At 69.6% G+C, this 15,471-nt stretch carries 14 protein-coding genes; 3 read left to right on the top strand and 11 right to left on the bottom strand.

Annotated elements, in window-relative coordinates; translation table 11 throughout:
* Window positions 1-41 precede the first annotated feature (41 nt).
* Window positions 42-1,565, bottom strand: a complete 1,524-nt coding sequence (locus ACFFIO_RS01160) for an asparagine synthase-related protein (RefSeq protein ID WP_378039855.1) — start codon at window positions 1,563-1,565, stop codon at window positions 42-44.
* A gap of 66 nt (window positions 1,566-1,631) precedes the next feature.
* Window positions 1,632-3,887: an RNA polymerase recycling motor ATPase HelR gene (gene helR, locus ACFFIO_RS01155; protein WP_378039854.1), complete on the bottom strand. Its 2,256-nt coding sequence runs from the start codon at window positions 3,885-3,887 to the stop codon at window positions 1,632-1,634.
* Window positions 3,888-4,021: 134 nt separating this feature from the next.
* On the opposite strand from helR, the gene ACFFIO_RS01150 reads away from it, so the two are divergent.
* From ACFFIO_RS01150 to ACFFIO_RS01140, 3 genes are all read left to right on the top strand, one after another.
* Window positions 4,022-4,414 (top strand): MmcQ/YjbR family DNA-binding protein, encoded by a 393-nt coding sequence (locus ACFFIO_RS01150; protein WP_378039853.1) that lies wholly within the window; start codon window positions 4,022-4,024, stop codon window positions 4,412-4,414.
* A 17-nt stretch (window positions 4,415-4,431) separates the two neighbouring features.
* A complete protein-coding gene (locus ACFFIO_RS01145) occupies window positions 4,432-5,022 on the top strand; it encodes a TIGR03086 family metal-binding protein (RefSeq protein ID WP_378039852.1) in 591 nt (196 codons plus the stop codon).
* Between the two features lie 113 nt (window positions 5,023-5,135).
* Window positions 5,136-6,287, top strand: a complete 1,152-nt coding sequence (locus ACFFIO_RS01140) for a N(5)-(carboxyethyl)ornithine synthase (protein WP_378039851.1) — start codon at window positions 5,136-5,138, stop codon at window positions 6,285-6,287.
* A 27-nt stretch (window positions 6,288-6,314) separates the two neighbouring features.
* Here the strand turns inward: ACFFIO_RS01140 and ACFFIO_RS01135 are convergent, their stop codons facing one another.
* The 9 genes from ACFFIO_RS01135 to ACFFIO_RS01095 form a co-directional block, all read right to left on the bottom strand.
* Window positions 6,315-7,010, bottom strand: coding sequence for a DUF6320 domain-containing protein (locus tag ACFFIO_RS01135; protein WP_378039850.1), 696 nt, complete (start codon window positions 7,008-7,010; stop codon window positions 6,315-6,317).
* The gene (locus tag ACFFIO_RS01130; RefSeq protein WP_378039849.1) at window positions 7,007-8,389 is read right to left on the bottom strand and encodes an alcohol acetyltransferase; all 1,383 of its coding nucleotides are present in this window, start codon (window positions 8,387-8,389) and stop codon (window positions 7,007-7,009) included. Before ACFFIO_RS01130 ends, ACFFIO_RS01135 begins: the two co-directional genes overlap by 4 nt.
* A complete protein-coding gene (locus tag ACFFIO_RS01125) occupies window positions 8,386-9,426 on the bottom strand; it encodes an alpha/beta hydrolase (protein WP_378039848.1) in 1,041 nt (346 codons plus the stop codon). The genes ACFFIO_RS01130 and ACFFIO_RS01125 overlap by 4 nt, the downstream gene beginning before the upstream one ends.
* A 73-nt stretch (window positions 9,427-9,499) precedes the next feature.
* The gene (locus ACFFIO_RS01120) at window positions 9,500-10,135 is read right to left on the bottom strand and encodes a histidine phosphatase family protein (protein ID WP_378039847.1); all 636 of its coding nucleotides are present in this window, start codon (window positions 10,133-10,135) and stop codon (window positions 9,500-9,502) included.
* Window positions 10,132-11,394, bottom strand: a complete 1,263-nt coding sequence (locus ACFFIO_RS01115) for an ABC transporter ATP-binding protein (protein ID WP_378039846.1) — start codon at window positions 11,392-11,394, stop codon at window positions 10,132-10,134. The genes ACFFIO_RS01120 and ACFFIO_RS01115 overlap by 4 nt, the downstream gene beginning before the upstream one ends.
* Window positions 11,395-11,465: 71 nt before the next feature.
* Window positions 11,466-13,226, bottom strand: a complete 1,761-nt coding sequence (locus ACFFIO_RS01110; RefSeq protein WP_378039845.1) for an ABC transporter permease — start codon at window positions 13,224-13,226, stop codon at window positions 11,466-11,468.
* A gap of 4 nt (window positions 13,227-13,230) precedes the next feature.
* The gene (locus tag ACFFIO_RS01105) at window positions 13,231-13,764 is read right to left on the bottom strand and encodes a hypothetical protein (RefSeq protein ID WP_378039844.1); all 534 of its coding nucleotides are present in this window, start codon (window positions 13,762-13,764) and stop codon (window positions 13,231-13,233) included.
* Window positions 13,646-14,431 carry an extracellular solute-binding protein gene (locus ACFFIO_RS01100; protein WP_378039843.1) on the bottom strand — a complete coding sequence of 262 codons (786 nt, stop codon included), beginning with the start codon at window positions 14,429-14,431 and terminating at the stop codon, window positions 13,646-13,648. The genes ACFFIO_RS01105 and ACFFIO_RS01100 overlap by 119 nt, the downstream gene beginning before the upstream one ends.
* 104 nt (window positions 14,432-14,535) lie before the next feature.
* Window positions 14,536-15,378, bottom strand: a complete 843-nt coding sequence (locus tag ACFFIO_RS01095) for a MurR/RpiR family transcriptional regulator (RefSeq protein WP_378039842.1) — start codon at window positions 15,376-15,378, stop codon at window positions 14,536-14,538.
* Between the last annotated feature and the right edge of the window lie 93 nt (window positions 15,379-15,471).

Raw genomic sequence — 15,471 nt, 5'->3', positions numbered from 1 at the left:
CACCGCCATCGCATCCAAGGTCGGCCGGTTCCCGGACCTGATCAGGCCTCCGGGAACCGGCCGACGGTCTCTTGGGCGTTGACGCCGCGCAGGACGGCCTCGAACATCCGGAAGTAGGCGAGTTCCTCCCGGGTGCGCACCGGAGGGGTGAGGGCGTCCGCCTCGGCCGCCAGGTCGTCGTCGCTGACGGTCTGGCCGAAGTGCTCGGCCAGGACGTCGTTCATGCCGGTGCCCTCGCCGAACTGTTCCTTGCGGCGCCACAGCACCTCGTCCGGCAGCCACCCGTCGAAGGCCTTGCGGAGCAACCACTTGGCCGGCCGGTCCCGTCCCACGAGCTTCCATTCCGGGGGCAGGGCCATCGCCAGTTCCACCATGTCCAAGTCCAGGAACGGCAGGCGGGGCTCCACCCCGAGGGCACCGGCCACGCGGTCCACCCGTTGCAGGCCGCCGATGTGCATGCCCTGCAGGGTCTCCAGCAGTTCCGCGTGCAATTCGGATCCGTCACGATGGCGCCCGAAGTGGGTGTAACCGGCGAAGAGCTCATCGGCGCCCTCACCCACGAGGACGATCTTGGCGTGCAGGGACGCCAGGCGGGAGACGAAGTAGTTGGGCACCGCCGAATGCACGAGCTTCGGATCGAAGGACTCGAGCCCGGCGACGACCTCGGGCACCGCCTCGATGGCGTCCTGGGCGGTGTAGACCAGCTCGTGGTGGTCCGTGCCGCAATGCTCGGCCACGATCCGGGCGGCGGCGAGGTCCCCGCTGCCCTCGAGCCCGACGGCGAAGGTCTTCAACGGTGCAGACGTCCAGTCGCCGCGCCGGGCTGCGATGGCGGTGATGATGCTGGAGTCCACACCACCGGAGAGCAACACCCCGGGACGCTGCCGGCTGGCCAGGCTGCGGTCCACGGCCCGGATCAGGGTCTCGCGCAGGGCATCGAACACCCAGGCCGGGGGCTCGTCGTCCGCAGACCGGCTCTGCAGGAGCACCGGAGTGGTGCCGGGGAAGCGCCGGATGGGTTTGAGCCCCTCCTGCGGGGTCCAGCAGTGTCCGGGCGGGAAGGGCCGCACCGCGGGGCGCTGATCCTCGTCGAAGGCCTTCAGCTCGGAGGCGAACACCACCGTCTCGCCCTCGTGCACCCAGTACAGCGGGGCCAGCCCGAGGATGTCACGGGCCGCGGCGAATCGGCCGTCCGCTCCGGCGACCACCAGGGCGAAGGGTCCCCACAGGTGTCCGAAGGCCTCGGGGCCGTGCTCCTCGACGAGGACGATCGCGGCTTCCAGGTCCGAGTCGGTGCGGAAACGCCCGTCACCCAGCCGCTCGCGGATCCGGCGGTGGTTGTGGATCAGGCCGTCCCCGACGACCCAGAGTCCGCCGTCCCGTCCGCCGGACAGCGGCTGGTCACCGGAGACCGGATCGACGATGGACAGGTACCTGCTGCCGAGCCAGGACCGGCCCAGTTCCCGGCTGCCCGCCCCGTCCGGTCCGCGGTGGGCCAACCGGTCCAGCATCCGCTGGCCGCGGCGGGGATCGAAGGAACCGTGGGCTGCGACTACTCCTGACATGGACATCCACCCTTGATTGAGACAACCGGTACGTCTGGTTTCCAGCCTAGTCTTCCAGGACGGCCCTCAGTCCTCCAGGATCACCAGCTGCTGGGTGGCCCGGGTCATGGCCACGTACCGGTCTACGGCACCCTCGATCCCGGTACCGAATTCCTGCGGGTCGACCAGGATCACCAGGTCGAACTCGAGGCCCTTGGCCAGGGCGGGCGTCAGGGACCGCACCCGGTCCCGCACCGCCGTGCCCGGCGCCCCGCCCTGAACCGGACCGGCCGCGGTGGTCCCGTCCGCACTGATCACGACGGCGGTGCCCTCACCCTGGTCGTGCTCCTCCAGCCAGGCGTCCAGCACCTGGCCCAGCTCGTCCACGGTGCCGTGGCGCACCGCGTTCCCCGAGGCCCGGACCGAGGTCGGCACGTTGGCATCCGGGATCTGGGCCCGGATCACGGGGGCCGCCTCCGCCATGACCTCCTCGGGTGTGCGGTAGTTGATCCTGAGCGTGGCGATCTCCACCGGTCCAGCCCCGACGCGCTCCAGCCGTTGCCGCCAGCTCTCGGTGAACCCCCGCCGGGCCTGGGCGCGGTCCCCGACGATGGTGAGGCTGCGGGACGGGCACCGGTCCAGCAGCATCTGCCACTCGGCATCGGTGAGTTCCTGCGCCTCGTCCACCACGATGTGCTCGAAGGGTCCGGCCAGCGGGTCACGGGCTTCCGCCGGCAGGTCCTCGTCGACGATGAGTCTGTCCCGGATGTCCTCGGTCTTCAGGGTCGTCATCAGCTGCAGGTCGGAGTCGTCGGCGGCCACCAGGTCGTCGATCACCCGGTCCATGGCGGCCTGGTGGCGCTCGCGTGCCCGGTCGCGAGCACGGCGTTTCCCGGCTGTGTCCGGGTCACCGATGCGGCGGCGTGCCGCGTCCAGGATCGGCAGGTCGGCCAGTGTCCACGCTTGAGGGTCCGCGCGCTGCAGGGACCGAACCTCGTCCGGCTCCAGTGTGGGCGCGCACCGGGACAGGTAGGCGGGCACCGTGAACAGGTCGCCGACGATCTCCTCGGCACGCAACACGGGCCAGGCGCGGGCGAAGGCCTCCCGTAGCCCACGGTTCGCATCGAAGGACCGGTACAGCTGTTCGGTGGACGGTTCGCCGTTCTCCTCGTCCCGGGCGGCGTCCGGGTCCATTCCAGCGCTGTGGGCCTCCACCAGGATCTGCAGCAGCGCTGTCCAGACGTCCTCTCGCGCCTCGTTGTGCGGGGTACCGGAGTCGAGGGCATTGAAGGCCTCGGCCCAGTCCTCGGGGGACAACCAGACCTCGTCCCACGGTGTCTCCACCAGCAGGGCCTCGGCGGGAGGTTCCTCATACAGCCGGACCGCCGGCTCCACGGCGTCCACCAGGTCGCGGCGGGACTTCAGATCGGCGACGCGCGGAGCCGCCTCGGCGGGAGCCGCTGCCCCCTCCGGGAGCAGGCTGCGCACCGTCGCGGTGAGCACCCCGTCCTCGCCGAGTGAGGGCAGCACGTCCGCGACGTAGGCCAGATAGGGCTCGTGGGGGCCCACGACGAGCACGCCTCCACGGTGGCGGCGCAGCCGCTCGTCGGAGTAGAGCAGGTGGGCCGTGCGGTGCAGGGCGACGACGGTCTTTCCGGTGCCCGGGCCGCCGTCGACCACGAGCGCCCCGTGCGATCCGGCGCGGATGATCGCGTCCTGGTCCGCCTGGATGGTGCCGAGCACATCCCGCATGCGCCCGGTCCTCTGGGCCCCGAGGTTGGCGATAAAGGCAGACTGGTCGTCGAGTGCGGCATGGGCCTGCAGTCCGCCGGACAGTCTCTCCGTGGTGAAGACCTCGTCCCAGTAGTCCGTGATGCGCGCGCGGCTCCACCGGTAGCGGCGGCGGCTGGCCAGGCCGAGGGGATGGGCGTGGGTGGCGGCGAAGAACGGCTCAGCCGCGGGGGAGCGCCAGTCGATGAGCAGACGGTGACCGTCACCGTCGGTCAGGCCGGTGCGGCCCACGTAGACGGTGGTGCCGCTGCCGTCGGACGGGACCATCCGGCCCAGCACCAGGTCCAGACCGAACCGTTGGAGCAGGAGCAGGCGGGAGGACAGCCGGCGGATCTCGGCATCCCGCTCCAAGGCGTACTCGCCGCTGCCACGCGGCTGCCGGCGCAGGGCGTCGAGGCGGCGGCCGTCCTCGGAACGCCGGCGTTCGAGGGCGGCGGCGATGGCCGCGAAGTGGGCGTCGTCGTCGGCTATCAGGTCCGGATCTGCCTTGGCGGAGAGGTGCTCTGGCAGCGCGAAGGCTGAGGTGCTGGTGCGGTGGTGGGCTGTGGTCACGGTGCGGCTCCGATCAGATTCGAGCCCTGATTCTGGCAGCACCAGGGGGCCTTGCGGCAAGGCCCCCGCTCGGGCATAGTCTGAAGATGGCGGAGGGGATTCGACCCCCTTCGACCACCGGGGGAACGGACACCATGAACGGAACCACAGTGCACCGGATCGCCCGGGATGCGGCCCTCAAATTCCCCGCCGTCACCGTGGACCAGCCCTTCGGCCCGGACAGCGACGTGTTCAAGGTCAAGGGCCGCATGTTCATGTTCCTGGCCGAGCTGGACGGCGAACCGATCGTCAACCTCAAGGCGGAACCCGAGGACTCCGGCGCACTGCGCCAGGCCCATCCCGAGATCACCCCCGGCTACCACATGAACAAGAGGCACTGGATCACCGTGACCGGCGGGGACACCATCACCGGCGGACTGGTCGAGGAACTCGTGCTCGACTCCTACCGCCTGGTGGTGGAGAAGCTGCCACGGCACGCCCGCCCGGTGGACCCCGAGACCTTCGGCACCACCACGCCGGCCCGTTAGCGAGAGAGGGACCCACCATGACCAGCATCGACCTCACCGAGAGCACGCGGAGGGTGGCGGCCGTGGTGCGCGGGATCGAGGACGCGCACCACTACGCCCCCACGCCGTGCCCCCAGATGCCCGTCCACCTGCTCCTGGCGCATCTGCACGGCCTGGCCATCGCCTTCCGTGACGCCGCCCGGAAGATCGACGGACCGACCACCCACACCGCCCCGGACCCGTCGCGGCTGGAACTCCCCGAGGACTGGCGGGAGACCCTGCCGGCCGAGTTGGAGAACCTCGCCGCCGCCTGGAACGAGACCGGGGCACGCACCGGAACGACGACGGCCGGAGCGCAGACCATGCCCGCCGAGGTGGCGGTGCTGGTCGCGCTCGACGAGGTCGTGCTGCACGGCTGGGACCTGGCGGTGGCCACCGGTCAGGACTATGCGGTGGAGCAACAGGCCCTGGACGCCGTCGAGCAATTCTGCGCCGGGATCCCGGAGGAGCCGGGCGAACGGGAGGGGCTCTTCGGACCCCGGGTCCCGGTGCCGGCGGACGCACCCCAGCTGGACCGGGTGCTGGGCCTGTCCGGCCGGGATCCAGGGTGGCGGCCGCCGGGTCACTGAGCCGTGCGGCCCCACACCAGTACCTCCTGCAGCCTGCTCGCCGCTGGAACCCCCGGGCCGGTATAGCCTGATGTGTGCGGTGCCACTGCGGCACCCCAGAATGGACGTGCACCATGGCACCATCGAATCATCCTGTCCTCGGCGTGCTGGGGACCACCCGGAAGACCGCCGAGTACCGCGTGCCCCTGCACCCGGACCACCTGCAACGCATCGATCCCTCCGTACGGAGCAGGATTGTCTTGGAGGAGGGCTACGGCGAGCGGTTCGGTTACTCGGACGCAAACCTCGCTGAGCTGGTGGGTGCGGTGGCTGACCGGGCGGCCGTCATCGCCGCCGCCGACACCGTGTTGCTGGCCAAGCCGCAGGCGGCAGACCTGGCTGAATTGCGAGACGGTCAGACGCTCTGGGGATGGCCGCACTGCGTGCAGGACCGCGAACTCACCCAGCAGGCCATCGACCGCCGGCTGACCTTGATCGCCTTCGAGGCCATGAATCACTGGGCCAGTGACGGCGGCTTCTCACTGCACGTCTTTCACAAGAACAACGAACTGGCCGGGTATTGCTCCGTGCTCCATTCCCTGGCCCTGACCGGTGTCACCGGGGACTACGGCCGCCGGCTCAGTGCCGTGGTGATCGGATTCGGTGCCACGGCACGGGGAGCCGTCACGGCCCTGAAGGCCCACGGCATCTCGGATGTCCGTGTGCTGACCAACCGCAAGGTCGCCTCTGTCGCCTCACCCATCCATTCCGCGCACATGATCCAGTTCGACCATGACGGTGGCCCCTATCTCAGCGAGGTCATCACCGATGACCGCGGACGGGTCCCGCTGGCTCCCTTCCTGGCCGAGAGTGACATCGTCGTCAACTGCACGTTGCAGGATCCCAATGCCCCACTGCTCTACCTGCGCACCGACGATCTTGAGGCCTTCCGGCCCGGCAGCCTGATCGTGGATGTCTCGTGCGACGAGGGCATGGCGTTCGAATGGGCCCGTCCCACCACGTTCGCCGATCCCATGTTCACGGTGGGCGGGACCATCGATTACTACGCGGTGGACCACAGCCCCTCGTACCTGTGGAACTCGGCCAGCTGGGAGATCAGCGATGCCCTGCTGCCCTTCCTGGACATCGTCATGGGCGGACCCAGCGCCTGGGCCGGCAGCGAAACCATCAGCCGGGCCATCGAGATACGTGACGGAGTCGTCCTCAACCCCGCGATCCTGGAATTCCAGGGCCGCACGGTGGACTACCCGCATCCGAGCGGATGACCGGACGGCGGACCGGTTGCGCGGGGTCTACAGGTGCAGCCGCTTGGCGAGTTCGTGGCGGACCTGCCGACCCCGTCCGAGCTGCAGCAGCACCAGGGCGAGCAGGCTGAGGGCACCGCAGATCGCCGACGGCAGCGGGGTCGTGACCCAGCCGAAGAGCAGGAACCCGAGCGGCGCCAGGCCCAGCAGCACCGTCAGGCCGCTGTAGACGATGTGCTCGCCCACCTCGATGCGCATCACCCGGACCGTGATCAGCAGGGCGATGATGGACGAGGCGCAGACGATGGGCACCGCATAGGTCAGCGACCAGCCGAGCCATCCGGTGAGGTAGTCCCAGTACACGCAGACCAGGCCGACCAGCACCACGAGGTACACGGTGCTCTTGGCGAGGTTGCGCCGCTTGCGCACGGCCATCAGCACCACCAGCCACATGGCGCTGACGCCCAGCCACACGGAACGCAGGACCCCGATGCCGTCCAGGTCCCGGCTGAACAGCAGTTGGGCCGTGAACGAGGCGAGGATCACCGCGATCGAGGCGAGGAACAGGGCCCTCAGGACTCGACGCCGGGAGAACTGGAGGGGCACTGCGGGGAACGGACTCGGGGTGACCTCGCCTGAGCCCTCGCCCGAGCCCGAGGCTGGGGCCAAGGTCGGGGCCGCGCACAGGGGGCAGTGGCTCCAGGCGCCCTCGATGTCCACGGCGCACTCCGGGCAGCGCCTCATGGTTCCACCCCTGTATCCACTCCTGTCTCCACCAATCTGAGCTCCTCCTCGGTGACGCGCGCCGCGGCCACGGATACCGCGATCCCGTGGTCGGTGAGGTGCCGGGCGAATTCCCTGATGTGTCCCGTCTCGGTGAACGGTGAGGAGAAGCTGACCGTGAGCAGGCCGGCGTGGGAAACGGCGCAGAACTGGGGGCGGGCCGCCGAGACGTGGAGCAGCATGCGGCCCACGTGGGAGTCGACCGGTTCCGGCAGGCTCACCCGGCCCATGTTGGAGATCGCGACGGTCAGGCCGCGGTTGTTGACTCGGTTGACCACCCCCAGGATCAGGTCCTTGAGCGGCCGCGGCACCACCCGCAACACGGGCGTCCGCTCGAAGCGGATGAAACGCCGCAGTTTCCTCTCCAGGGCCTCCGGGGTGGCCTTCGGGCGGAACTGGCCCTCCAGCTGGCGGGCGACGGAGCCGACGTCGTCCTCGCCCTCGCCGTAGGTGTGTTCCACCCGGACGGCGGCGAAGAAGTTCCGCGCCGACGTCGAGGGGAAGAACTGGCGCAGGTTCACCGGCACCGAGACCGCGAGGGTGCGGTTCCGGCCCAGTCCACCCGAGGACCGGCGGACGGACTCGAAGAAGAGGGCGGTCAGATACATGGTGAGCGAGACGCCCTCGGCCCGGGCCAGGCTCAGCACGTCCCGGGCCGGCAGGGTGAGCTCGACGGCACGGGTGCGGTGGTCCGGCGTGCGGGTGCCCCTGACCCGGTGCACCCGCTTCCGCGGCGGCCGGTCCGCACCGGTGGCCGGCGCCTGGTCCCGGCGGCGCCGGCGGAAGTAGTGCGCGAAGCTGTCGGCGGTCAGCTCGTGGACCGGAGTCTCCTGGAGTTGTTCGGCCCGTGCCGTGCCGACGGGAGCCCCGGGCTCGCCTGCACCGGCCTCGGGGGCTGCCCCGAGTGCCCGCTCCACCTCCGGATAGCGCAACCCGAGGTAGGCGGTCACCAGGTCAGAGAGGAACCACAGCGCCCCGGTGCCGTCGGACAGGGCGTGAAACACCTCGAGGTTGACCCGCCGGCCGTGGTGCAGCACGCGGAACAACAGGGTGCGCCGGTCCACCTGATAGATCGGGGCACAGGTGTGCTGGACCTCCGCGCTGACGAGGGGACGCAGGTCGCTGTCCTGCAGGTAATACCAGAACACTCCGCGCCGCAGCACCGCACGGTAGAGCGGATACCGAGCGTACGTGGCGTCCAGGGCCTCCTGCAGCAGCTGCGGATCCACCTCGTGGTCCATTTCCGCACTGAGGCGGAACACCTTGGGATCGGCATCGGTCCGCGCCGCCAGGAAGATGTTGGAGGCGTTGTCCAGCCGCGCCCAGGTCCGCCCGGTCATGGTGTGTCCTGAGGGCCGGGGTGGCCGGGGTGGCCGGGGTGGCCGGGGTGGCCTGCACTGCCGGGCTGCTCACCGACAGGCTGCTCACCGACAGGCTGCTCACCGACAGGAGAGTCCTCGTCGAGGAAGACGTTGATCACCTCGTACGCCTCCCGCAGGGAACGGGAGAACCGGGGCAGCGCGATGAACCCGTGCAACGCCCCGCCCACCCGGTGGACCCGCACCTCGTTTCCTGCCTCTGCCAGGGCCTCGCCGTAGGCCTCGCCCTCATCACAGAGCAGGTCCAGTTCCGCCGTGACCAGCAGGGTCTTCGGCTGTCCGGACAGGTCCGGAGCCATCAGTGGCGCGACCAGATGGCTGCGGCGCTGCTGGCGGTCGGGCACGTACAGGTCGAAGTAGTCCTGGACCTCCGTGGAGGTGAGCCGGTAGTCCTCACCATGATGGCGAACCGAGGCGAACGGGGAGGTCGCCGGGTCGTGGTCCCAGTGGGTCACCGGGTACAGCAGAATCTGCCGGCTCGCACCGCGGTGGCCGCGCTCCCGCAACATCAGGGAGACAGCGGCCGCCAGGTTGCCGCCGGCGGAGTCGCCCACGAGGACGACATTGGCGGCCGAGTCGATCCCGGCCCGCCGCGGATCCTCCAACACCATCCGTGCCACGTGGAAGCAGTCCTCCAGGCCCGCCGGGAAGGGATGCTCCGGGGCCAGCCGGTAGTCCACGGAGGCCACCACGCAGCCGGTGAGGTCAGCCATCGTGGCACAGGCCGGGGTGTAGCTCTCGATGTCACCGGTGACCCAGCCGCCGCCGTGGAAGAAGAGCAGGACCTCGTCCCGCCGCTTCTCCTTCGGCTGGAAGATCCTCACGGGGACACGATGGGTTCCCACATCAGCCGCCGTCTGCCGGTACACGGGCCGATAGCGCGGTCCCGAGAGCGCGGCCACGCGCTGCTGGAAACGCCGGACCTTCGCGTAGTCCTCCCGCACGTTGAGCCGTGGTGCGGCGAACAGGCCCAGGGCCGAACGGAACAGCCGGTTCACGGGCGGGGGAAGGGTGGTGCGGTGGACGGGTCCATGTGCCCAGCCTAATGGTCCCCCGGCGGTGGCCATCGACTCAGTCGGAGGGGTCCAGCGAGGAGAAGGCGGGCGCGAAGTTGAACAGCCTCAGCCTGGCGGTCCCGGCGAGACTCGGTGAGTCCGCCGACGGGTCCACATCCACGGAGGACAGGCTCGCCGGATGGCTCGGCACCGTCCGGGCAGGATCGAGTCCGACGGCGGCCCGCAGGTAGGCGCGGACCGGTCCTCCATGCGTGACGACCATGAGGGTCCTGAGCCCTCGGGCGTGTGCGTCTCGGATGGCCTGGTCCACACCCGTCACGACGCGGTCCGTCAGTGCCGCGAAGCACTCTGCGCCCGGCGGCTCGTACTGCCCGGCCCGCCATTGCTCGTACAGCTCCGGGGTGGAGGCCTTCAGCTCGGCCGAATGGCATCCCTCCCACGAGCCCAGGAAGGCCTCGTTGAGCCGGTCGTCGGTGGCGTCCAGCCCTGCCCCGAGCAGTTCGGCGGTTTCGCGGGCGCGGGCGAGTTCCGCAGACACCACGTACTCCGGGGCCAGTCTCCGGATGGCGCCCAGCAGGGCGAAGGCCTGTTCGCGTCCCGTCGTGGACAGGCCGATGTCCCGTTGGCCCTGCAACCGCCGATCGAGGTTCCAGGTGGTCTCGCCGTGCCGTACCAGGATCAGGCGCATCATCGCCGGGCCCCGCCCACGACCACGCCATCGGGGCCGAAGACGGCGTCGGGCTCGTCCGGGAAGATCAGCTGCACCGGTTCGCCGGGACCGAGGCCCACCGGGGAGGGAAGGATGACGCTGAGGCGGTTGCCGCCGGGCATATCGACGCCGACCACCCACCGGTCCGCCAGCGGTGCCTGGTCCGCGAAGAGGGCATCGAGGATAGTCCTGTGGCTCGTCTGACCCGACGTCGGCACGGTCCGTTGCGTGGGTTGCGTGGGTTGCGTGGGTTGCGTGTGCTGCAGCGTGATCGAGGTGGCCCGGAACATGACCTGCACGTTCTCCCCTTCGGCCACACCAGCGGGCGCCGGCCCGCAGTCCAGCCGCGCCGCCGTCGCGGGGCCGTCAGCCATCATCCGGCCTCCGATGACGGTGCACGGCAGGACGTTGGCCGGCGGGGTGCCGATGAAGGTGGACGTGAACGCGGTACGGGGATTCTCCAGCAGCTGGCGGGGCGAGCCGAACTGCTCGATCCTGCCGTCCTTCATCAGCGCCACATGGGTGGCCATGGTCATCGCCTCCACCTGGTCGTGGGTGACGTAGACACTGGTGGCGCCGGTGGCACGGTGGATGCGCATCAACTCACCGCGGGTGTCCACGCGTAGTTTGGCATCGAGGTTGGACAGGGGTTCGTCGAACAGCAGGATCTTCGGTTCCGGGGCGATCATCCTCGCGATGGCCACGCGCTGCTGCTGACCACCACTGATCTCCCCGGGGTACCGTTCCGCCAGCTCGGAGATGGCCAGCAGGTCCAGCACCTCGGCCACCCGCTCCCGCCGCCGGCCCGCCGCCCACTTCGCGACCTTGAGCGGCCATTCCACATTGTCCCGCACGGTCTTGTGCGGCCACAGGGCATACGACTGGAAGACCAACCCGGCTTCGCGCTGGGCGGCCGGGACATTGACGGTCCCGTCCCCGCGGGCGATCACGCGGTCTCCGAAGCTGATCTGCCCGCCGGTGGGCTGTTCCAGGCCGGCGAGCATGCGCAGGGTGGTGGTCTTGCCGCAACCCGAGGGGCCCAGCAGTACCAGGAACGCCCCGGCTGGGACGGTGAAGGAGATGCCGTCCACGGCGACGGAGCCGCCGAAGTCCTTGCGCAGTCCTGTGACGGTCACGGAGCCAGAGCCGTTGGGACGGGACGTGGCTGTGGTGGTTGGTGTGGTGCTGTCGTGGACAGCGCCGGGCCGAGCGCGGACGGCGGTCGCGTGAGGGTCCTTCAAGGGGGAGTCCTTTCGGTACGGGGGGCGGTTCTGGGAGGTCGGGGACCGGGTCGCCCAGATCAGGTCCGCCCTCAGGGGGCCGTGGTCTTTTGTGCCCAGGGCTGGGCAGCGCCCTCGAACCGACGGGCAGCCAGGGTGGCGCCCACCGAGATCACCGCGATGATCACGGTGACCGCGTTGGCCAGTTGGGTGAAGTTCTCCGAGGAGTACTGATAGGTCAGCACGGCGAGCACCGGCATGGCCGGGGTGGCCAGCAGCACCACCAGGGACAGGTCACGGACCATCTGCACGAACACCAGCACCCCGCCGGTGAACAGGCCCCGCGCGGTGAGCGGGGCGATCACGGACCTCAGCCTCCGGACCATTCCGGCCCCGGCCATGACGGCGGACTCCTCGATGTCCGTGGAGACCTGGCTCATGGCCGCCGTGCCGGATCGGACAGCGAACGGGATGGTGGCCGCGATCCCGGCGATCACGAGGATGGTGAAGGTGCCGTAGAGACTGGGGATCGGGCCGATGGGTGCTCCGAACTGCGCGATGAACGCCGCGCCCAGGGCGATGCCGGGGATGAGGAACGGCACGAAGGAGAGCACGTTCAGTGACCCGATCATCCACCTCGGGTGCCGGCGGCGGGTGACCACGTAGGAGATCAGCAGGCCCAGCAGGCCGGCGCCGAGGGCCACGCACACGCCCAGCAGCACGGTGTTCGCCGTGGCTTGGAGGATCTGCGGATTGTTCAGGACGCCGCGCTGCCCCTGGGCGATCGACGGGTCCGAGCCGCCGATCCAGTAGTGCAGGGTGAGCCCGGCGGTGAAGTCACCGGTCCGCCGGGCCAGCGAGCTGAGCACCAGCACGATCCCGGGGAGGATGGTGGTGCAGGCCACCACGAGCCAGGACAGCGCCCCGACCGGCCAGCCCCAGGCACCCAGGGCTATCCCACGCTGGCGGCCCCCCTTGCCGGTGATCGTCGCGAAGCTGCGCCGGCCCCCGGTGACCCGGGTGGAGGTGTACATGATCATGGCGGCCACCACGATCAGCACGATCGACAGCACGTAGCCACGGGGGGTGTCTCCGGTGGTGATGGACCCGTACAGCCGGGTCGAGAGGGTGTGGAAGCGCACCGGCAGCCCCAGCAGGGCCGGGGTGACGAAGTTGGAGACACCCTCCGCGAAGGCCAGCAGCGCGCCGGAGACCAGGGCGGGTGCGACCACGGGCAGGGCGATGTCCTGGGCGACCCTGAGCTTGGAGGCCCCGGTCATCTCAGCGGCCTCCATCAGGTCCCCGTTCACGGACGCCAGGGCCGCCGCGATCAACATGAAGGACAGCGAGAAGTAGTGGGCGGTCAGCGTCAGGGCCACCGGGACCGGTCCCCAGGCCAGCCAGTCCGGCACCTGGAAGCCCAGGTTCCACAGGATCCCCGTGGACCCGCCGACCAGGTCGTTGCGGAACACCGACTCCCAGGCCAGGGCCAGGGCGAAGCTCGGCAGGGCGAACGGGATGGTGGCCAGGACTCCCAGCACCGCCCGTCCGCGGATGCGTGTCATCACGACCACCCAGGCGAGGAACCCGCCGATCACGGTGGACAGGACCGCGGTGGTGACCCCCATGAGGATGGAGTTCCCCAGGGGGTCCCACAGCAGGTTCTCGGACAGCCGCGAGGCGAAGACGTCCGACCAGGCCTCTCGGTTGCCGGCTGTGAGCGTGGAGTTGACCAGTCCGACGATCGGCGCGACGACCAGCACGGCCAGCACCAGCAGGGTGCCCAGCCCGAGCACCACTGCGGGCTGGTGTGCGGCCACGCGGAGGCGGACGGCCATCGTCGTGAAGGTCATGCGATCAGCCCAGGGTGAGGATGAAGTCGGCGACGTCGGAGCGCGTCTCGGCGGTGGCCTCCGGATCGATGTCCCAGGCTGCCAGCTCCTCGAGGGAGACGGCGCCTTCGGGATTCTCCACATCCTCGCGGACCGGGTAGTCGCCGGCCACGTAGAACGGCTCGTAGCCCGGACCGCCCGTGGGTGAATCGTCGCCCATCATGAAGTCGATGGCCAGCCGGGCGGCGGCCGGGTTCTCGGCGCCCTCCACGAGGCCCAGGTAGGCGGGGAAGGTGATGCCGGTGGTCGGCTCCGTGCCGAGCGAGACCTGCAGCGCCCAGCCCTCGTCCTCGTTGTCCCGGCGGTCGGAATAGGAGGTGAAGCCCACCGGCGGGTCTTCCTGGCCGGTCTGGCCGACGGCGGCATTGACGTTGTCCGTGTCATCCACCAGGACCAGTCCGTTGGCGTAGAGGTCGGCGATGAATTGCCCGCCGGCAGTGGCGATGCCCTCGTCCAGCTCGATGGCCTGACCGAAGTGCTCCTCGTGGGCGGCGGCCATGGCATCGGACTTTGGCGACGATCTCCGTCATCAGATCCAGGTAGTCGCCGCGGACCGTGGGGTCCACCATGACGACCTTGCCGTTCCACTCCTCCTCGGTGAGCTGCCAGAGGTTGGTGATGGGGCTGCCGTCCGGGTGGGCCTCCTCGTTGTACATCAGCACCTTGGTGGACAGGCGGTTGGCCAGCAGCGGTTCCTGGTACTCGGCGGGGACCACCTCGGCCATCCGCTCGGGCACGTGGTTGGTCAGGATGCCGTCCTGGAGCAGTTCGGTGACGACGACGGGTGCGTCGGAGATGTAGGCGACATCTGCCGACGGTGAACCGGCCTGGGCCTCGGCCTGCAGACGGGTGATCTGCTCCGAGGAGGAGATGTCATGGCCGATGAAGTCGATCCCGGGGTACTCCTCTTCGAAGGCCTCTTCGAAGGCCTCTTCGACCTGGGCGATCCGGGAGGTGAAGGAGTAGACGGTGACCTGACCCTCCTCCCGGGCTCGCTCCGCCAGCTGCTCCGGGTTCAGCGAGTCGAGCTCGTGGGTTCCGGCCGAACTCGCCGGTGATGCGGTCCCGGCGTTCTGGGCGGCATCGGGAGAACCGCCACCACAGGCGGCGAGGGTGAGTAGCAGGGGGAGGGAGACGGCGATGGGCAGGATCTTCTTCGAACGCATTTCCAGTCCTTCGGGGGTGTTTTCGGGCAGGGAACGGTAGGGCGGGGTGCATCAAGGGGAGGTGGGGCGGATCGATCGGACGGTGGTCGGTCTGGTGTGGTGGGTCAGTCGAACGCGGCCATGAGTCCATCCAGGGCATCCAGCGCCGGCAGCAGTGCCTGGTCGTGACGTTGGGCGATGGTCAGCACCAGGGCGTTGGCGATGGCCATGGGCACCGTGAGGGACGCGAATCCTTCTCGGCTGTCCTGGTGTCCACGCGGCGCGGACAGGATGGCATCCGGTGCCGGTTCGAGGGTGTGCATGGTGTCGGTGACCAGCGCGGTGCCCGCGCCGACCCGCTGCGCGTGGCCCAGCAGCTCACTCAGATCGCGTGGCGGCCGCCGGAAGGCGAAGGCCACCACGAGGTCGTCAGAGGTCAGGGTGAGGATCCGCTCGGCCACGTCCCGGCCGGTGCCGGTCAGGTTGACCGTGCGGATGCCGAAGCGGCGCAGTCGTCGTTCCAGCAGCTCCGCCAGCACCGAGGCATTGCCGCGGGCGAAGAGATGGACCGTGCCGGCGGTGGCGATGCGGTCGGCGAGCCGATCCAGCTGGTCCTGGCCCACGTGCCGACACAATTGAGACAGGGTGTCCAGTTCGGTGGCCAGCAGGGTCTCCAGCACGGAGTGTCCACCGGAGTCCTGTAGTTCCACCCGAAAACGGTCGCCCGCCCCGGTGAGCCCGGTACCCAGGTCCTGCCGGAGGTGATCCCGCAGTTCCGGGTAGCCGTGATATCCCAGGCGCTGGGCCAGCCGGGTGGCGGCCGCCGGGTGGACTCCGGCGCGCCGGGCCACGTCTTCGCCGCGCCACAGGGGCGCCTCTGCCGGATAGGACAGCAGTTCGTCCACCAGTGCCCGGTCCGACTTGGTCAGTCGGCTCCGGTGTTCGTCAACGCGGTCGATGAAGCTCATGGAACCAGCGTAAACGGCAACTTGTATTGCATCGAATGAAATGCGTGCAAGTTATCTTGCTGTTCATCAGACCTTCACCGACAGGGTGACCGT

The sequence above is a fragment of the Citricoccus parietis genome, assembly GCF_042433045.1.
Classification (GTDB): domain Bacteria; phylum Actinomycetota; class Actinomycetes; order Actinomycetales; family Micrococcaceae; genus Citricoccus; species Citricoccus parietis.
The sequence above is the reverse complement of the archived record's forward strand: the minus strand, read 5'-3'. Positions and strand labels throughout refer to the sequence as shown.